The organism is Enterovibrio norvegicus (assembly GCF_002876705.1).
Lineage (GTDB): Bacteria > Pseudomonadota > Gammaproteobacteria > Enterobacterales > Vibrionaceae > Enterovibrio > Enterovibrio norvegicus_B.
Genome location: NZ_MDAG01000017.1, coordinates 1 through 18,246, shown reverse-complemented (window position 1 = coordinate 18,246; position 18,246 = coordinate 1). Strand labels below are relative to the sequence as shown.

Sequence of the window (18,246 nt, the reverse complement as noted above, 5' to 3'; positions counted from 1 at the left end):
TGAATCACACATCGACGTGTTAATTAAAAGTAAAATTGACCTTAAGGAACAAGGTTGTCATTATTTGAGAACAGGGCAATAACAAGACAAGATGCTAAATAACCCTAGCGTTAGCGGTATCTTGCTCTAATAAATGACCCGATTATGGAATAGTGTGCAAACATTTCGCATAAGTACGCACACAGGATAGAAAACGGACATGATAAACCCTTTACGCAGATGCAATAGCACGCACCGTAAAGACGCCATTTCATCGTATTCGCTTTCATAAAGGTAAATGGATTTACGACATGTATTCAGGCGTCTTTGCCAAATTACGCCCCTCTTTTGGAATTCTGTCGCTCAATCTCCATTTTTTCCCATCAAAACGTTCATTGTCACCGTTTGCTATCAGCGTCTGAGAGAAAGCCAATTTCTCTTCACAGAGCAAAAGACAAACGCAGACACAACGCAAGATGGGGTAAATAAAAATTCAAGAGAGAAACGATCATGAGTCAGCTATATGTGGGTTCAGAAGTTGGAAAGTTGAAGCGTGTGATGCTTCATCGTCCAGAGCGCGCGCTAAACCACCTTACGCCATCAAACTACAAAGATTTGTTATTTGATGATGTGTTGGCCGTCGAACGTGCCGGCGAAGAACATGACGAATTCGCAAAAACACTCCGTGGTGAAGGCGTAGAAGTCCTCCTGTTACACGACTTACTGGCTGAAACCTTGGCCATTCCAGAAGCCAAAAACTGGCTACTTGACATGCAAGTGGGCGAATACCGACTGGGTTACCAGTTTGCACAAGATGTGCGAGGTTATTTGCAAACCCTCAGTGATGAAGAATTGGCGCACATTCTTTTAGGGGGATTGAGCTACATTGACTTCCCCGTGCAATCACCTTCTATGATGCAAGCGATGCATGAACGCACCGATTTTATTATCGACCCACTTCCTAACCACTTATTCACGCGTGATACGTCATGTTGGGTTTATGGTGGCGTATCACTGAATCCAATGGCGAAGCCTGCACGTCAGCGTGAAACCAATCATCTACGCGCCATTTATCGCTGGCACCCAACCTTCGCATCCTCAAGCTTCCACACCTATCTCGGCGAAGAGCAACGTGACTATGACAATGCCATGGTCGAAGGTGGTGATGTGCTGGTGATCGGTAACGGTGCCGTGCTTGTCGGCATGTCCGAACGCACAACACCTCAAGGTGTTGAGGCCCTGGCGCGCAGCCTGTTCAAACATGGCGAAGCAAAAGAAGTGATTGCGATTAATCTGCCGAAACACCGTTCTTGCATGCACTTAGACACAGTCATGACCCACATGGATCTCGATACCTTCTCTGTTTACCCGGAAGTGATGCGCAAAGATCTGCAATGCTGGCGCTTAGCCGATGCAGGAAAAGGCGATGTGAAAGTGACGGAAGTGGATTACTTCCTTCATGCCATCGAAAAGGCACTCAACATCCCTCAGCTCAATATCATCACCACTGGGGGGGATAGCTTCGAAGCAGAGCGCGAACAATGGAATGACGCCAATAATGTCCTCACCGTTCGCCCAGGCGTTGTCATTGGTTACGAAGGCAATGTCTACACCAACGAAAAATACGACAAAGCCGGCATCAAAGTGCTGCCGATCCCTGGCGACCAATTAGGAAGAGGCCGCGGCGGCGCGCGCTGCATGAGCTGCCCTATTGAGCGCGAAGGCTTGTAATCACGCATTATCGGCCATCAACAAATCGCCACACGACTGACACAAGCCACCTTTAGGTGGCTTTTTTTGTCGCACGATGATAGCCCCAATACGAATATTGACGCGAGATTTATAAATATTTATTCAAAATTGTTGCATTTATGTGCGCAACTGCGTAAAAATCGTGCTTAGTGTCTACAGTGGCAACTAAGCCGCTGTTTAGAAGTACAAAGAACTTTGAAAGGGATCTCATCATGGCTTTTAATCTGCGCAACCGGAATTTTCTCAAACTTCTGGATTTCACTCCTCGCGAGATTGAACACCTATTGTCTTTGTCTGCCGATCTCAAAAAAGCAAAATACAACGGGTATGAGCAGCAAAAACTAAAGGGTAAGAACATCGCCCTGATCTTTGAAAAAGCCTCTACCCGCACGCGCTGTGCCTTTGAGGTCGCCGCGTTTGATCAAGGCGCTCAAGTGTCCTATATCGGCCCTTCAGGCTCGCAAATCGGCCATAAAGAATCGATGAAAGACACAGCTCGCGTACTTGGTCGCATGTACGATGGCATCGAGTATCGCGGTTATGGGCAAGCCATTGTTGAAGAATTGGGTAAATATGCAGGTGTGCCTGTGTGGAATGGCCTGACTGACGAATTCCATCCAACCCAGATTCTTGCCGACTTCCTCACGATGCAAGAACACGGCCGCGGCAGACAATTGCACGAAATGGCCTTTGCCTATTTGGGCGACGCACGCAACAACATGGGAAATTCCCTCATGGTGGGTGCAGCCAAAATGGGCATGGACATCCGCCTTGTCGCCCCAAAACAGTTCTGGCCTGAAGACACCTTGGTTGAACAGTGCAAAGCCATCGCCAAGGAAACCGGCGCGCAAATCACCCTGACAGAAAACGTTGAAGAAGGCGTGAAAGGCTGTGATTTCCTCTATACCGATGTGTGGGTCTCTATGGGCGAGTCGAAAGAAGCCTGGGATGAACGTGTTGCTGTCATGACGCCGTATCAAGTAAACATGGAGATGGTGAAGAAAACAGGAAATCCACACGTGAAATTCATGCATTGTTTGCCTGCCTTCCACAATGACGAAACCACCCTGGGTGCAGAAGTGGCTGAAAAGTACGGCATGAAAGGGTTAGAAGTGACCGAAGACGTGTTCGAGTCTGATTTCTCAATTGTGTTCGATGAAGCGGAAAACCGCATGCACACAATAAAGGCCATCATGGTTGCCACACTCGGCAGCTAACCGCGTTAGTCATTTAACCATTTAACCATCTAACCATCGCGACACTCAATCAGCCTCATGAGCAGGCTAACAAAGCACGCATTCACTGCGTGCTTTTTTGTGTCTAACGGTCTGTAGTTACAGCGATTCTTCTCTCGTCCCCACCAGACAACACCGATAAGGAAGACCAAAAGATACCGTCCCTCATCATCATTCTCTTACTCGTGACACCTCTTGCGCCGCCGAAAAATGGGCGTATAATTCTCCGCAATTTGTCGAAAAAATGAATCGAAATGCCACATTTAGCACAGAAAAACACCGCTAAAACCTGCCATTACTTGGCATCGGCATCCTTTTTTGTTTTTCCCGTATTTTTAGAAAAAGCCTCCTGATCGGGAGGCTTTTTTTTAGCCAAAATTTAGCAAACCTTAGTTAGCAACATTAGTTAGCATCCATAGAGGGAAGAGAAGACATGGCGACCTCGCTGTACAATAAACACATTATCTCCATCCCGGAGTTGTCCCGCGAAGAATTAGAACTTATTGTCGAAACGGCGGGTACGTTGAAGGCAGAGCCAAACCCTACACTGCTGAAAAATAAAGTGGTCGCAAGCTGCTTCTTTGAAGCCTCAACCCGCACTCGCCTCTCATTTGAAACCGCGGTTCAGCGTCTGGGCGGCACTGTGATTGGTTTCCCTGACGGTGGTAACACATCCTCAGGAAAAAAAGGCGAAACCCTCTCTGACACAGTGCAAGTCATCTCTTCGTACGTTGATGCGTTCGTGATGCGCCACCCTAAAGAAGGCGCGGCACGCTTAGCGTCTGAATTCTCTAAAGGCGTTCCCGTGATTAACGGTGGCGACGGTGCAAACCAACACCCTTCTCAAACATTGTTGGACTTGTTCAGTATCCATGAGACACAAGGTCGTCTGGATAACCTGAACATCGCGATGGTCGGAGATTTGAAATACGGTCGCACCGTGCACTCGCTCACGCAAGCGCTCTCCAAATTCAAGAACAATCGCTTCTACTTCATCGCCCCTGAAGCCTTAGCGATGCCAGATTACATCTTGGAAGAACTTGAAGAATCAGGCATTGAATACAGCTTGCACGCGACCATCGAAGAAGTGGTTCCTGAACTTGATATCCTCTACATGACGCGCGTTCAGAAAGAGCGATTCGATGAATCAGAATACGCACACATTAAAGCTGCCTTTATTCTCGACACACCAGAGCTTGAGAAAGCACGCGACAACCTGAAAGTGCTTCACCCACTGCCACGCGTTGATGAAATCACCGTCGCTGTTGATAAAACACCCTACGCCTACTATTTCCAACAGGCCGAAAACGGGGTGTATGCGCGCCAAGCATTGCTGGCACTTGTGATTAACGAAGAACTATAAGGCAGGAGTGAGCACAATGGGTAAAGAGTACAAACTACAGGTTGAAGCCATTAAAAACGGTACCGTCATCGACCACATTCCTGCGCATGTCGGCTTTAAAGTCATGAAGCTCTTCAAGCTGCATAAAACTAGCGAGCGCGTGACTGTCGGTTTTAACCTTCCTTCGTCAGCCGTGGGTGCGAAAGACCTGATTAAGATTGAAAACATCTTCATCAGTGCAGAACAAGCCAAGCAACTTGCGCTTTATGCACCGCAGGCCACGGTGAACCAAATTGAGAACTATGAAGTGGTTGCGAAGCTGCCACTCACATTGCCAGATGTCATTCTTGGTGTGTTCCGCTGCCCAAATACCAACTGTATTACCCATGACGAAAAAGCCGTTGAAAGTAGCTTCAACGTTGTGAAAAAAGCAGATGATTTGAATTTGAAATGTAAGTACTGCGAGAAAGTGTTCTCGCGTGAAATCATGACTGAAAGCAACTAATACGCGGCATACACCAACAAAAGAAGAGCCAACAAATAACGTCGGCTTTTTTCTTGTCACTGAGGCATGCAAAACGGCATGCACAACCTAAATTTGTGAACACGCGGGCTTTACCTGCACGCAAGCAAGATGCAGACTAAGTGCCAGCTCAATTTCCGCTATGTATAAATTAAGGAAAGGTAATGACTAAAGTACTTCACACTGAACACGCTCCTGCCGCGATTGGTCCATACGTACAAGGTGTAGATCTTGGCAACATGGTACTGACTTCGGGTCAAATTCCAGTAAACCCAGTAACGGGTGAAGTATCTGCTGACATCGCAGTACAGGCACGTCAGTCTCTTGAGAACGTGAAAGCAGTGGTTGAGTCATCAGGCCTCACCGTGAGTGACATCGTGAAAATGACCGTGTTCGTTAAAGACTTGAACGATTTCGGCACCGTTAACGAAGTGTACGGTAAGTTTTTCGATGAAAATGGCGTTGCTCACTACCCAGCACGTTCTTGCGTTGAAGTTGCACGTCTTCCGAAAGATGTGGGCATCGAAATCGAAGCTATCGCAGTACGCAAATAAGCGCGAACTGAGCACATAGCACGATCAAAAAAAGCGGCTTTGGCCGCTTTTTTCTCGTCTCAATAACGCCGCATTGCTCACGCTGCTAATTGACCTTCAATGTGCCCTACCACTTGCTCAAACCACGCAGTAAATTGTTGCGGTGATTGCGCCATTGCAGCACGCATTTCCTGCTGTGACCACCAGCGCCAATCCATGATCTCTTCTGGGTTGGGGGCTAATTCCACGTCATCGACTTTGCACAAAATGATCTGATCAAGTTCATGCTCGGTCAGATTATTATCAAGCTCTGCGCGATAACAAAATGACACGCCCATCTCGAACGCCAAGGGCGCGACGATACCCAGTTCTTCGTTCAATCGACGCGCAGCGGCATTCTCAAAGCTTTCGCCCTGCATCGGGTGTGAACAACAGGTGTTAGTCCAGAGGCCACCACTGTGGTATTTGCTTTGTGCGCGCTGCTGCAGCAAATACTCACGCCCTCTTGCTGTCTCGCGATAGATCATCACAGAGAACGCAAGGTGGAGTAGCCCTTGCTCATGTGCCGCCATTTTGCCAGCAAGACCTGTTTGCTGACCACTTTCAGTGACCAGAACAACCTGATTTTTCTGCATATTCGCCTTACTTCTTTACTCGCGTTTATTATCAGAAAATACAAAAAGGATACGCAATGCGTATCCTTTTCTTCGTTCAATGCCTTAAGTTTATTACGCAAGGTAGCACTTCGCTACTCCGCGTTAACCTCAAGATTTTTTGTTTAGCTCAGCCACTTCAGCGTCCAACTCTGCCAGTTTTGCTGTCATCACCGCATGACAATGCTTCGAGAGTTCACGTACGTTGTCTTTGTTGTAGCCTTCAATTGAAATCGGATCCATCACTTCCACAATAATATGACCGTTGTTGCCGCGAGAAGCTTTCAAATGGCTTGTTGAGCTACACACGATAGGCACAATTGGAACGCCCGCGCCAATGGCTGCGTGGAATGCCCCCGTTTTGAATGGCAATAAACCGCGGCCGCGTGAACGCGTACCTTCAGGGAACAGCCACACTGACACATCGCGTTCTTTAATCTTATCGATAACCTGACCAATCGTCCCCATCGCTTTGCTGCGATTATTACGGTCAATCAAAATGTTACCCGTTAGCCAGTACAAGGTGCCGAAGATAGGGATGTACGCCAGGCTCTTTTTACCCACGGTCACAGCACCAGGGCGAACAGCATTCGATACGGTGATCAAATCCCAATTACTTTGGTGGTTAGCGATGTACACACACGTGCCTGCCGCTTTAGAGGCTTCTGATTGGCGAACCTCGAGTTTGATACCAAAGATCGCCGACATTTTGCCAAACCAGCGTCCAACGGTATAGACGTTTTTAGGGTTTCTAGGGCTTAGGAGGCAGTAACCACAACCAAAGATGAGCATGACAATCGCAAATAACGCGACAGCCAAAAGTCGCAGTATGAAATACATTCTTTTCTCCTAAAACCAATACATCACCGAACAGAAAGAAGAATGGACGTGTCGGCGAATTAGAGCGTACACGTGTACGCTTAAATAAAACTCTGAGTAGTATACGTATCCACCAGCAAAATTCACCTGCTAGCTAACATTTAACCGATGAAAAAAAGCCCTCCGAGTGGAGGGCTTCCTTATTATGCGTCTGGTGATTCGGTCTCATCACTTGGCGTCGAGCCTGACGCTGTGATTTCAATCGCCGTAACACGCTGTAAGCCGCGTGGCAGCATAGAGCCTCGACGGCCTCGTTCACCGCGGAAGTTATCCATATCTGCAGGCTTCAGGGACAGCTTACGTTTTCCAGCATGCAGCGTGACGATAGAGCCTTGAGGTACAACGAACAGTTGCGCCAGTAGCTCTTCACGCGCTTTCGCACGCGCTGCAGGGATATTGATGATCTTATTCCCTTTGCCTTTGCCTAGCTGTGGCAACTCTTTCACTGGGAAGACCAACATGCGACCTTCGTTCGTGATCGCCACAATGTCATCGCTTTCAATGTCAGACACTTTCTGCGGCGGCATCACCTCTGAGGCTTGTGGCAAACTCAACAACGCTTTACCGCTGCGGTTTTTCGATAGCAGGTCATCATGCTTACACACGAAACCATAACCAGCATCAGAGGCCATCAACATCAGGTTGTCATTCTCGCCCATCAACACATGACGAATCGTTGTTCCTGCGGTGATGTTCAAGCGACCTGTAATCGGTTCACCCTGGCTTCGCGCCGATGGCAAGCTGTGCGACTCAAGAGCATAGCTTCGACCATCCGTGCCCACGAAGACAGCAGGTTGGCTACTCTTGCCACGCGCGGCCGCGAGATAGCCGTCACCGGATTTGTAGCTCAAGCTTGTTGGGTCAACATCATGGCCTTTCGCATGACGGATCCAACCTTTATCAGACAGCACAACAGTGATTGGCTCGCTTGGGATCAAGTCGCGCTCAGTCATTGCTTTTGCTTCTTCACGCTCAACCAATGGAGAGCGACGATCATCGCCATACTTTTCAGCATCGGCGGTGATTTCTTTTTTCAGTAAGGTATTGAGGCGACGATCTGAGCCCAACAGTTTTTCCAACTGCTCGCGCTCTTTGTTCAATTCGTCTTGCTCACCACGGATCTTGATCTCTTCCAGTTTTGCTAACTGGCGGAGTTTGATTTCAAGGATCGCTTCAGCTTGGCGCTCACTCAGATCGAAGCGCTGCATCAATTCCGCTTTCGGGTTGTCTTCCGTGCGGATGATTTCAATGACTTCATCGATGTTGAGATAAGCCGCTAACAAACCATCAAGGATGTGCAAGCGCGCCAGCACTTTATCCAAGCGGTATTGCAAACGACGACGTACCGTACTGCGGCGGAATTCAATCCATTCAGAGAGGATTTGAACAAGGCCTTTCACTTGAGGACGACCATCAAGGCCAATCATGTTCAAGTTTGCACGGTAGCTACGTTCTAGATCGGTAGACGCAAACAGGTGATTCATCAGCTGATCGCAGTCCACACGGTTAGAGCGCGGCACGATAACAATACGCGTCGGATTTTCATGATCCGACTCATCACGAAGATCTTCCACCATCGGCAGTTTCTTCGCGCGCATTTGGTTCGCAATTTGCTCAAGCAGTTTTGCGCCAGACACTTGATGAGGCAGCGCGCTGATCACGATGTCGCCGTTCTCTTTGTGCCAGCAAGCACGCATGCGAACAGAGCCTTTACCACTGCGGTACAGCTTTTTAAGCTCTACGTGCGGGGTAATGATTTCGGCTTCCGTCGGGTAATCAGGGCCTTTGACGTATTCCAGCACGCCATCCAAATCGAGCTTTGGCGTGTCGATAAGTGCAATGACGGCATTCGCAATTTCACGCACGTTATGCGGTGGAATGTCAGTCGCCATGCCAACCGCAATACCTGTCACGCCATTCAACAGAATGTGTGGCAGACGCGCTGGCATGGTTTTCGGCTCTTTCATGGTGCCGTCAAAGTTCGGCTGCCAATCGACAGTGCCTTGGCTGATTTCACCCAAAAGCACTTCTGAGAAGCGAGAAAGACGCGATTCGGTATAACGCATCGCAGCGAACGATTTCGGATCATCCGGCGCACCCCAGTTACCTTGACCATCAACCAATGGGTAGCGGTAAGAGAACGGCTGCGCCATCAATACCATGGCTTCGTAACACGCAGAATCACCGTGTGGGTGATACTTACCGAGTACGTCACCCACAGTACGGGCAGATTTTTTGTATTTTGCCGTTGCCGACAAGCCCAGCTCTGACATCGCATAAATGATGCGACGCTGCACAGGCTTAAGACCGTCACCAATAAATGGCAAAGCACGGTCCATGATGACGTACATCGAGTAGTTGAGGTATGCATCCTCGGTGAACTTCCTTAATGGAAGTTGCTCGACACCGTCATAAGTAATATCAGTCATTGAAAACGTCCGACCCTAAAATCCAGTTAAATTTCTGCTAACTCAGCCATGTCGCCTTTGTCTTGTAGCCAATGGCGACGATCTTCAGCGCGTTTTTTACCCAGCAACATGTCCATCATGCGATCGGTTTCTTCCTGATCGTCAATGGTCAACTGAACAAGACGGCGCGTGTTCGGATCCATGGTAGTTTCGCGAAGCTGAAGCGGGTTCATTTCACCCAGACCTTTGAATCGCTGAACGTCAATCTTGGCGCGTTTTTGGCTAAGGCTTTCCAAAATACCGGCTTTCTCTGCATCATCGAGCGCGTAGAAAACTTCTTTCCCGCAATCGATGCGATACAGAGGCGGCATTGCCACATAGACGTGACCCGCTCTTACCAACGCATGAAAGTGTTTTACAAACAAGGCACACAGCAAGGTGGCGATGTGCAGACCATCCGAGTCCGCATCGGCGAGGATACAGATTTTACCGTATCGCAAACCTGAAAGATCTTCGCTATCAGGGTCAATACCCAATGCGACGGAAATGTCATGCACTTCCTGTGACGCCAATACTTGGTCAGCAGACACTTCCCACGTATTTAGGATCTTACCGCGTAGCGGCATGATGGCTTGGAATTCACGATCACGCGCTTGTTTCGCCGAACCGCCTGCCGAGTCACCCTCGACCAAGAACAGTTCAGTACGCGCTAAGTCTTGCATGGAACAGTCGGTCAACTTACCTGGCAATGCAGGGCCCGAGGCCACTTTCTTACGCACAACCTTCTTGGCTGCTCGCATACGTTTGTGCGCATTCGCGATACACACTTCTGCAAGTTGTTCTGCCAGTTGTGGGCGTTCATTAAGCCACAAGCTGAACGAATCTTTGACCACGCCAGACACGAAGGCTGCACATTGGCGCGATGACAAACGCTCTTTGGTTTGACCCGCGAATTGAGGGTCTTGCATCTTCACCGACAATACATAAGCACATCGGTCCCAAATATCATCAGCTGTTAGCTTCACGCCACGCGGCAGTAAGTTGCGGAATTCACAGAATTCACGCATCGCATCCAGCAAGCCTTGGCGTAAGCCATTAACGTGCGTACCACCTTGTGCTGTCGGGATCAGGTTAACGTAACTTTCAGTGATGAGTTCACCACCTTCCGGTAACCAGATAATCGCCCAATCAGCCGCTTCATGTGGTGCACTAAACTCACCGACAAACGGTTCTGCTGGCAGCAGTTCATACCCTTTCACGCCTTCCGCCAAGTAGTCTTTCAGACCACTTTCATAACACCACTTGATGGTTTCATTGGTGTTTTTATCGGTAAAGACGATTTCCAGCCCCGGGCAAAGTACCGCTTTGGCTTTCAGGTTGTTTTTCAGACGAGAAACGGAGAATTTTGGAGAGTCAAAGTACTTTGCTTCCGGCCAGAAATGCACGCGCGTGCCTTTGGCGCGGCGCCCACAAGTCCCAGTAACCGTTAGCTCTTGTACTTTATCGCCATGCTCAAATGCAATTTCATACACCTGACCATCGCGTTTGACAGAGACTTCGACGCGGTTCGATAGCGCATTCACTACCGAAATACCCACACCGTGCAAACCGCCACTGAATTGGTAGTTGTTGTTAGAGAACTTACCACCCGCGTGCAGTTTACAGAGAATCAGTTCGACACCTGACACCCCTTCTTCAGGGTGAATATCGACAGGCATACCACGGCCGTCATCAATAACTTCAAGGGATTGATCCGCATGAAGGATGACTTCTACTTTGCGTGCATGTCCTGCCAACGCTTCGTCGACACTGTTATCGATGACTTCCTGACCAAGATGGTTTGGACGGGTCGTATCTGTATACATGCCGGGACGACGACGAACCGGCTCAAGACCATTGAGTACTTCAATGGATCCCGCGTTATAAACTTGCTCTGTCATAAATGATTGGCTTTTAAAATTTTTCACATGGTCTGTGATGGCCCGTTACCTTGTCAAATAATGACACAGCTAACGAGGACAATCTGTGAGGAACACTCACAGTCCCAGGAATTGAATGATTTCAGCGGGGTATCTTTCGAAGCCTACAAAGGCATGATCGCCCCCAGCTTCAACAGTTTGCTTACATCCCTGGTATTTGGCGACGGCCTGACGATAGTCGAGAACTTCGTCCCCTTCCTGCTGTAACAGCCACATTGACTCGGGATGAGTAATGGATTCAGTATCCAATGCTTTCAGTTCATCCATATGATGAGTTTCCAGCAGGTATTGCTCCCCAGTATAGGGGTTTTTCTGCGGACCTAAGTAATCAGCAAGCAATTCATAAGGCTTAACCGCAGGGTTGATCACAACTGCAGGGAATCCATATTGGCTATTTAGCCACGCCGAAAGGTAGCCACCTAAAGAACTACCTACTAACCCGATGCGATAGTCACCTTTGTAACGATCAACTAATGCATTGAGTTGCGCCGCAGCGGCGGCAGGGTAGCAAGCCAGCCTTGGAACTTCCAGTTTTATGTCTGGGCGGTGGATCTCGCACCATTGCTGCATTTGCTGCGCTTTGAGTGAAAGCGGTGAACTGTTAAATCCGTGAATGTAGATCAACAAAACCGGCATGATCAGTAGCCTGCCGAATTCATATCAGGATGGAAGCCCATGCCTTTCAAGCGACCCACTTCACTGGAGATGGTGCCATCTTGATGCAAGGAAATTTCGCGCCACCCCGGATTGGTCGAATCCAACGCAAAATCATCTGAATCGGGGAGGAATTGAATACATGTCGACGGAGCGGCCATGACTCGACGTCCTGCGTGCTCGGTGTCCAAGGCTTGGTGAATGTGCCCGCACACCACGCCTTTCACGTTGCTGTGCTTTTCCACGCACAGCCAAAAGGCATCTTGGTTATGAAGCTGATGCTGATCAAGCCACGCGCTGCCTGCAGGCAAAGGATGGTGATGAAGCAGAATAAGGGCATGTCGTTCAGGATAAGACGTGAGCGCTTGCTCCAGCAACGCCAATTGCTCGTTCGTGAGTCGACCGTGCGGCACCCCTTTTACCTGACTGTCTAAAACGATCATCTGCCAGTGTTCACCCAGTAACACTTGATCGCATCGCACCAAGGTGGATTGCTCAAGCACGGCGTTCATTTCAGGTTGGTAATCATGGTTACCCGGCAACCAATAGCAAGGCTGCGACCAATGCGCGATACCATCAACAAAACGCTGGTACGATTCTGCGGTGTGATCTTGCGACAAATCGCCCGTCGCGATAATGGCGTCAAAAGAAATGTCTTGTGCTTGGATCTCTTCCACAACCGCTTTGTAACTCGCAGCCGTGTTTATCCCTAACAAACTGCCATGCGGGTCTGCAAAAAGGTGTGTATCTGTAATTTGCAACAACCGAACGGTATGGCTGTGTTGGCTTGGTAGATGGCAAATCCGCAACGTCTTGAAAATCCTGATCGTAAATGAGCTTAAATGTGTATCACACTGACGACATACTGCGAAGAAGTACGCGATCAGCGCTTAATATATTGCGTCGTGTTTCGTAATTCCGTTTCTCAGACAATGCCCCAACCAATCAGAAAGAAAGGCGTTAGTTTGATGCTTCTCGTCTTGCTGAAGCATACGCGGGTTGGGGTAATCATAGCGCGGCTGAATTTGGGAAATACTCTGACTGGTACATACTTCAGCCACCCGAGCATCGTGGTACATACGCACAACCAATCGTGGTCTGAGGTACTCAGGGCCATCTCCGCGCTGCCATATATCCAACAACGTGGTGTAACGCGTTGATTCTACGATATCGACTTGAAATTCGTTACCTTGTATTTCATACACGCAGAATTCACCAACATCATCCTGACGCGGCATCAGCCTTAGTAACTTGGCATAATTGGTCTCATACATTCGCATCAGGGCGTTCAAATCGACCCGATACCCTTGTCTCAACATCTTATATCCTACGTGATCTTGCTAATACTGCAGTGTAAATGCAGTAAAAATGCCTACTCGCGCAAAGTCTCAACATTTAGCATCAACCACTGCAACGCAATAATTGATGCGGCGTTTTCAATCTTGCCACTTTGCACCCATTGGTATGCCGTTTCTCTTGGCACGACATGAACCAAAATGTCTTCACCTTCTTCCGGCAAGCCGTGAATGCCTTTCGCTTTCGACGCATCCACCTTACCCAGGTATAAATGAATGCGCTCTGAGCACCCACCCGACGTTGAAAGGTAGCTCGTAATCGGCGTCAATTCTTGAACGGGCAGCCCCGCTTCTTCTTCTGATTCACGCACCGCGACGTCTTCAGGTGATTCGTCTTTATCAATGATCCCTGCAACGATTTCCAATTGCCAGGGTTCATCACTGGCAACCATGGCGCCAATACGGATTTGCTCAACCAAAACAACACTGTCTGTCACAGGGTCATAAGGGAGCATCGCAACCGCCTGACCACGTTCAAACAACTCTCTCTCGATAGTGTCACTCCACCCGCCTGCAAACAAACGGTGGCGGAAGCGATATTTCACCATCTTAAAGTAACCATTATAGACAAGGTCACTTTTATCAATCTGTACGTCTTTTTGTCCAAACTGATTTGGCTGCATTTTCTGTGGCACGGACTTTTCCATAGTGTCTCCGTATAAGGGGGCAAATGATAACTACGCCTTCTGGGAAGCTGCAATCAGAAACCTTTACTTTTTTGTTATACATTACAGAATTATTTGAATCCCATTCGAAGACAGATTGTTTTACAATCAATTTTTCTCAATAAACCATCACATTGTCAGTTCCAAGTAAGGTTGCATGGTTTACACTAGGGTCGGATACCCTTTTGGCAATTTATTAGAATACGACAAGTTCAGGGACTACTTATTATGAAGAAATTGCTCCCCTTATTTATCGGGGTTGCGCTTGGCACCGTCGCTCCCCTGGCTAGCGCAGACGACCTTATTCAGGTTTATGAACAAGCGAAACAAAGTGATCCTCAGTTGCTACAAGCTGCGGCAACAAAAGATGCTGCTTTCGCTGCTATTGACACAAACCGCGGTACGTTACTGCCTCAAATCAATTTGAGTGCGGGTTATAACCTTTCTCGCAACAGTGAAGATGCCTTTGTTAATGACACAAATACATTAACTGCTGGGGTAGATTTTAGTCAGGAACTGTTTGATCAAAATAGCTGGATCAACTTAGACATTGCTGAAATTACGGCGCGTCAAGCAGATGCAACCTACGCAGCTGAACAACAATCTCTGATCCTTCGTGTATCAACGGCCTATTTTGATGTATTGCGCGCCATCGATGATTTGGTGTTTGTTCGCGCAGAAAAAGCCGCCGTTGGCCGTCAGCTAGAACAAACCAAGCAGCGTTTTGAAGTCGGTTTGTCAGCAATCACTGACGTGCACGATGCACAGGCTCAGTATGACTCAGTGCTTGCGCAAGAAATTCAAGCGAAGAACGTTGTTACCAACAGCTATGAAGAGCTACGCGAAATCACGGGCCAAAGCCATGCTGACCTGAGCGTGTTGAACACCCGTACCTTCTCAGCAAGCAGCCCAGAGCAAACACAAGACGCTCTAGTTACTCAAGCCGAAGAAACCAACCTTAGCTTACTCGCACAGCGCATCACACGTGACGCATCGAAAGAACGCATTAGCCTGGCTGAATCAGGTCACATGCCATCGTTGACGCTAGATTTAGGTTACGGGTATACAGACCGGGATAATGAAACAAATTCTTCTGGGGATTTCAGCAACAACCAGCTTACTGGTGGCATTAACTTCAACATGCCTCTTTACACAGGTGGCCGCATTACAGCCCAAGTGAAAGAAGCCCAGTACAACTATGTTGCTGCGTCTGAAGCACTTGAAGCGCGTTACCGCAGTACAGTGAAAGATGTTCGTGCGTTTTACAACAACATCAATGCAAGCATTGGTTCTCTTCGTGCGTTTGAGCAAACCGTTGTGTCTGCACGTTCAGCACTTGAAGCGACAGAAGCTGGCTTTGAAGTGGGTACACGTACCATTGTTGATGTACTCGATTCAACACGTCGTCTTTACGATGCAAACCGTAGCTTGTCAGATGCACGTTACGATTACATCCTAAGCGTACTGCAACTGCGCCAAGCAGTGGGTACCTTAAATGAAGAAGACCTTGTCGAGATCAACCAAGGTTTAGTGCCACCGAAGAAGTAATCGGTCACTCATCTTACGCGATCAAAAAAGGCACCCTAGGGTGCCTTTTTTATTCTGCGGCCAATCAAAGATTCAGCGCACTTTTGCAAGTTAACCGCTCTCAAATTTGAGGCCCTCAGTCAAGAGCCCCTAAGGCCAGAGCAGTATCAAACCAAATCAGTTATGACCACTCAAAATAGAGTTAATGATCTCTGTGGTTGAGCAACCATCTTCGAAGTTCAGTACAAGCACTTTACCGCCTGCAGCAATCACTTCTTTACCACCCGCAATGTCTTCTGGTTTGTAGTCACCGCCTTTCACCAACAAGCTCGGCAGTACTTCGCTGATCAAACGCTGAGGGGTTTCTTCAGCGAAAGGCACAACCCAATCCACCGCACTCAAACCCGCCAATACAGCCATACGGCGATCAGTTGGGTTAACCGGACGACCAGGGCCTTTCAAGCCACGTACAGACTCATCGGTGTTCACGGCAACAATTAGGCGATCGCCCAATTTCGCCGCTTCATTCAAGTAAGCCACATGTCCAGCATGCAGAATATCAAAGCAACCGTTGGTCATGACCACGGTTTCACCACGAGCTTTCGCCATTTGAACGGCAGCAATCAGTTGATTCTCAACAACCACACCAAAACCAGATTGGTGGCTTCCGTGTACCGCTTCGGTCAATTCGATGGTCGACAGCGTAGACGTACCCAGTTTGCCAACAACAACACCCGCTGCAGCATTCGCAAGGGCACACGCATCAGCCAGTGATTTACCTGCAGCAAGCGATGACGCCAACACAGAAATCACGGTATCGCCTGCACCTGTCACGTCATACACTTCTTTTGCCAGCGTCGGGAGGCTCAATGGCTCTTGACCTTCTTGAAGAAGCATCATGCCGTGCTCACTGCGCGTAACAAGTAACGCTTCAAACTCAAACTGACGAATAAGCTCTAGGCCTTTCTCAATGATGTTTTCTTCCGTTGGGCATGCGCCCACCACGGTTTCAAATTCGCTCATGTTTGGCGTCAACAGTGTTGCACCACGGTAACGTTCAAAGTCTGCGCCTTTTGGATCAACCAAAGTAGGAATACCTGCACGACGTGCAAGCTGGATCATTGGCTGAACGTTTTCCAACGCACCTTTCGCGTAATCAGACAAGATCATCGCTTTGGTGTGCGGCAACGAGGCTTCTATACGCTCAAGGATTGGCGCAACATCCACATTGTGGAAGCCTTCTTCGAAATCAAGGCGAATCAATTGCTGGTTTCGGCTCATCACACGCAGCTTGGTGATGGTTGGGTAATCCGCCAAACCAACAAAGTTACAATCCACTTTCAGTGAGCTAAGGGTTTCATTCAGCACACTTGCCTGCTCATCTTGACCCACGAGACCAATCAATCTCGCTTTACCACCAAGCGCCGCAATATTCATTGCCACGTTAGCCGCACCACCAGGACGCTCTTCGGTTTGATTAATTTTAACAACCGGCACTGGGGCTTCTGGCGAAATTCGTCCTGTAGGACCGTACCAGTAACGGTCAAGCATTACGTCACCAACAACCAATACGTCGGCTTGCTGGTAGTCAGGCAAAGTCAGTTTCATTGTTATCTCCAGGGACAAAGGAACGCGTGCGATATTACCACAATGCCTTCAAAGCAACAGCTTCCCAGCAAAGAAGCACATTGAAACCTGCAACTTATACCCAAATACCCTGAGTCCTTCACCTTCAGGTTATTTGGGTATAAACACATTTACGGTTAGACTATCGCTCTTAATATCGAGCTTTATTTAGGAAGCGCAATTCAGCCATGAGCAACAAACACGAAGCACCAACATTTCAATGGTCTTTCCTACATCCTAAGTATCTCCATACTTGGGTTGGGGTTGGCTTGATGTTTATTCTCAGCTGGCTGCCGTATCGCGTGCAACGCTTTTTAGGCTTTAAGATTGGTCTGGTGATCATGAAGTTCTTTAAAAGCCGAAGAAAGATTGCCGATCGCAACTTGCAGCTGTGCTTTCCTGAAATGACGGGCGGCGAGCGCGAAGCCATGCTCAAAGAAAACTTTAAGCACATGGGTATGGCGCTCTTTGAAACCTGCATGGCATGGTTTTGGCCGAAATGGCGCATTAAGAAGCACATGAAATTCGTGGGTTTTGAACACTTAGAACAGCTCAAAGCCAGTAAGAAAGGCGGGCTTGTGCTTGCGGTGCACTCGTTCAACCTTGAGTTGGGCGCACGCGCGTTTGGTACGCACACCTCGGGTTACGGCGTCTACCGTCCTAACACCAATCCCGTTTACGATTGGTTCCAATACCGCGGACGCACCCGTGACAATGGTGCGATCGATCGCCGCGACGTAAAACGCATGGTCAAAGAACTGCGTAAAGGTGAATTAATCTGGTACGCACCCGATCATGATTATGGCCGTCACCGTTCCGCATGGGCGCCGCTTTTTGCCGTTGAGAAAGCGTGTACCACCACGGGGACGCATTTGCTGGCATCGGCAGGTAAAGCCACCGTATTTACCTTCACCATCACGCGTGATCGCGAAGGTACCGGTTACACCATGACCTTGGATCCACCGCTAGACGCTTTCCCGTATGACGACGAAGAAGCCGCTGCCATCTACACCAACAAATTTGTAGAACGTTCGATCCTTCGCGCGCCGGAGCAATACATGTGGTTACACAGACGATTTAAGAGTCGACCAGACGGCGAGCCGTCGTTGTACGATTGAGATTCGAGATTCGAGATT

16 protein-coding genes are annotated in these 18,246 nt (G+C 48.6%); 7 read left to right on the top strand and 9 right to left on the bottom strand.

Features of this window, described 5'->3' with window-relative positions; all coding sequences use genetic code 11:
* Nucleotides 1-489: 489 nt before the first annotated feature.
* From arcA to BCT27_RS11375, 5 genes are all read left to right on the top strand, one after another.
* A complete protein-coding gene (gene arcA, locus BCT27_RS11395) occupies nucleotides 490-1,710 on the top strand; it encodes an arginine deiminase (protein ID WP_102395858.1) in 1,221 nt (406 codons plus the stop codon).
* A 233-nt stretch (nucleotides 1,711-1,943) separates the two neighbouring features.
* Nucleotides 1,944-2,948, top strand: coding sequence for an ornithine carbamoyltransferase (gene argF, locus BCT27_RS11390; protein WP_102316218.1), 1,005 nt, complete (start codon nucleotides 1,944-1,946; stop codon nucleotides 2,946-2,948).
* Between the two features lie 451 nt (nucleotides 2,949-3,399).
* Nucleotides 3,400-4,329: an aspartate carbamoyltransferase gene (gene pyrB, locus BCT27_RS11385; RefSeq protein WP_102316219.1), complete on the top strand. Its 930-nt coding sequence runs from the start codon at nucleotides 3,400-3,402 to the stop codon at nucleotides 4,327-4,329.
* Nucleotides 4,330-4,345: 16 nt separating this feature from the next.
* A complete protein-coding gene (pyrI, locus tag BCT27_RS11380; RefSeq protein ID WP_102390549.1) occupies nucleotides 4,346-4,813 on the top strand; it encodes an aspartate carbamoyltransferase regulatory subunit in 468 nt (155 codons plus the stop codon).
* A gap of 182 nt (nucleotides 4,814-4,995) precedes the next feature.
* Nucleotides 4,996-5,385, top strand: a complete 390-nt coding sequence (locus tag BCT27_RS11375; protein WP_017016354.1) for a RidA family protein — start codon at nucleotides 4,996-4,998, stop codon at nucleotides 5,383-5,385.
* 77 nt (nucleotides 5,386-5,462) lie between these two features.
* On the opposite strand, the gene idi is transcribed toward BCT27_RS11375, so the two are convergent.
* From idi to nudF, 8 genes are all read right to left on the bottom strand, one after another.
* The gene (gene idi, locus BCT27_RS11370) at nucleotides 5,463-5,999 is read right to left on the bottom strand and encodes an isopentenyl-diphosphate Delta-isomerase (protein ID WP_102395857.1); all 537 of its coding nucleotides are present in this window, start codon (nucleotides 5,997-5,999) and stop codon (nucleotides 5,463-5,465) included.
* Between the two features lie 129 nt (nucleotides 6,000-6,128).
* Nucleotides 6,129-6,857 carry a 1-acylglycerol-3-phosphate O-acyltransferase gene (locus BCT27_RS11365; RefSeq protein WP_102316221.1) on the bottom strand — a complete coding sequence of 243 codons (729 nt, stop codon included), beginning with the start codon at nucleotides 6,855-6,857 and terminating at the stop codon, nucleotides 6,129-6,131.
* A 182-nt stretch (nucleotides 6,858-7,039) separates the two neighbouring features.
* On the bottom strand, nucleotides 7,040-9,325 hold the full coding sequence (gene parC, locus BCT27_RS11360; RefSeq protein WP_102316222.1) for a DNA topoisomerase IV subunit A: 2,286 nt from the start codon (nucleotides 9,323-9,325) through the stop codon (nucleotides 7,040-7,042).
* 26 nt (nucleotides 9,326-9,351) lie between these two features.
* Nucleotides 9,352-11,244: a DNA topoisomerase IV subunit B gene (gene parE, locus BCT27_RS11355; protein ID WP_102310667.1), complete on the bottom strand. Its 1,893-nt coding sequence runs from the start codon at nucleotides 11,242-11,244 to the stop codon at nucleotides 9,352-9,354.
* A 96-nt stretch (nucleotides 11,245-11,340) separates the two neighbouring features.
* Nucleotides 11,341-11,919 carry an esterase YqiA gene (gene yqiA, locus BCT27_RS11350; RefSeq protein ID WP_102390546.1) on the bottom strand — a complete coding sequence of 193 codons (579 nt, stop codon included), beginning with the start codon at nucleotides 11,917-11,919 and terminating at the stop codon, nucleotides 11,341-11,343.
* 2 nt (nucleotides 11,920-11,921) lie between these two features.
* On the bottom strand, nucleotides 11,922-12,746 hold the full coding sequence (gene cpdA / locus BCT27_RS11345; RefSeq protein ID WP_102316223.1) for a 3',5'-cyclic-AMP phosphodiesterase: 825 nt from the start codon (nucleotides 12,744-12,746) through the stop codon (nucleotides 11,922-11,924).
* 81 nt (nucleotides 12,747-12,827) lie between these two features.
* Nucleotides 12,828-13,256, bottom strand: a complete 429-nt coding sequence (locus BCT27_RS11340; protein WP_102316224.1) for a DUF1249 domain-containing protein — start codon at nucleotides 13,254-13,256, stop codon at nucleotides 12,828-12,830.
* A 53-nt stretch (nucleotides 13,257-13,309) separates the two neighbouring features.
* Nucleotides 13,310-13,939 (bottom strand): ADP-ribose diphosphatase, encoded by a 630-nt coding sequence (nudF, locus tag BCT27_RS11335; protein ID WP_102395856.1) that lies wholly within the window; start codon nucleotides 13,937-13,939, stop codon nucleotides 13,310-13,312.
* A 246-nt stretch (nucleotides 13,940-14,185) separates the two neighbouring features.
* Here nudF and tolC point away from each other — a divergent pair, with 246 nt between their 5' ends.
* Nucleotides 14,186-15,505 (top strand): outer membrane channel protein TolC, encoded by a 1,320-nt coding sequence (tolC, locus tag BCT27_RS11330; protein WP_102390543.1) that lies wholly within the window; start codon nucleotides 14,186-14,188, stop codon nucleotides 15,503-15,505.
* A gap of 156 nt (nucleotides 15,506-15,661) precedes the next feature.
* On the opposite strand, the gene hldE is transcribed toward tolC, so the two are convergent.
* Nucleotides 15,662-17,092, bottom strand: coding sequence for a bifunctional D-glycero-beta-D-manno-heptose-7-phosphate kinase/D-glycero-beta-D-manno-heptose 1-phosphate adenylyltransferase HldE (gene hldE, locus BCT27_RS11325; RefSeq protein WP_017008668.1), 1,431 nt, complete (start codon nucleotides 17,090-17,092; stop codon nucleotides 15,662-15,664).
* Nucleotides 17,093-17,298: 206 nt separating this feature from the next.
* Between hldE and lpxL the strand changes: the two genes are divergently transcribed.
* Nucleotides 17,299-18,228, top strand: coding sequence for an LpxL/LpxP family Kdo(2)-lipid IV(A) lauroyl/palmitoleoyl acyltransferase (lpxL, locus tag BCT27_RS11320; protein WP_102390542.1), 930 nt, complete (start codon nucleotides 17,299-17,301; stop codon nucleotides 18,226-18,228).
* The last annotated feature ends 18 nt before the right edge of the window (nucleotides 18,229-18,246 follow it).

Bases quoted from the DNA above. Each gene is read 5' to 3' on its own strand.
- nudF (WP_102395856.1), bottom strand. From the start codon at position 13,939: ATGGAAAAGTCCGTGCCACAGAAAATGCAGCCAAATCAGTTTGGACAA.
- argF (WP_102316218.1), top strand. From the start codon at position 1,944: ATGGCTTTTAATCTGCGCAACCGGAATTTTCTCAAACTTCTGGATTTC.
- BCT27_RS11365 (WP_102316221.1), bottom strand. From the start codon at position 6,857: ATGTATTTCATACTGCGACTTTTGGCTGTCGCGTTATTTGCGATTGTC.
- parC (WP_102316222.1), bottom strand. From the start codon at position 9,325: ATGACTGATATTACTTATGACGGTGTCGAGCAACTTCCATTAAGGAAG.
- tolC (WP_102390543.1), top strand. From the start codon at position 14,186: ATGAAGAAATTGCTCCCCTTATTTATCGGGGTTGCGCTTGGCACCGTC.
- idi (WP_102395857.1), bottom strand. From the start codon at position 5,999: ATGCAGAAAAATCAGGTTGTTCTGGTCACTGAAAGTGGTCAGCAAACA.
- pyrI (WP_102390549.1), top strand. From the start codon at position 4,346: ATGGGTAAAGAGTACAAACTACAGGTTGAAGCCATTAAAAACGGTACC.
- pyrB (WP_102316219.1), top strand. From the start codon at position 3,400: ATGGCGACCTCGCTGTACAATAAACACATTATCTCCATCCCGGAGTTG.
- hldE (WP_017008668.1), bottom strand. From the start codon at position 17,092: ATGAAACTGACTTTGCCTGACTACCAGCAAGCCGACGTATTGGTTGTT.
- BCT27_RS11375 (WP_017016354.1), top strand. From the start codon at position 4,996: ATGACTAAAGTACTTCACACTGAACACGCTCCTGCCGCGATTGGTCCA.
- arcA (WP_102395858.1), top strand. From the start codon at position 490: ATGAGTCAGCTATATGTGGGTTCAGAAGTTGGAAAGTTGAAGCGTGTG.
- yqiA (WP_102390546.1), bottom strand. From the start codon at position 11,919: ATGCCGGTTTTGTTGATCTACATTCACGGATTTAACAGTTCACCGCTT.
- parE (WP_102310667.1), bottom strand. From the start codon at position 11,244: ATGACAGAGCAAGTTTATAACGCGGGATCCATTGAAGTACTCAATGGT.
- lpxL (WP_102390542.1), top strand. From the start codon at position 17,299: ATGAGCAACAAACACGAAGCACCAACATTTCAATGGTCTTTCCTACAT.
- BCT27_RS11340 (WP_102316224.1), bottom strand. From the start codon at position 13,256: ATGTTGAGACAAGGGTATCGGGTCGATTTGAACGCCCTGATGCGAATG.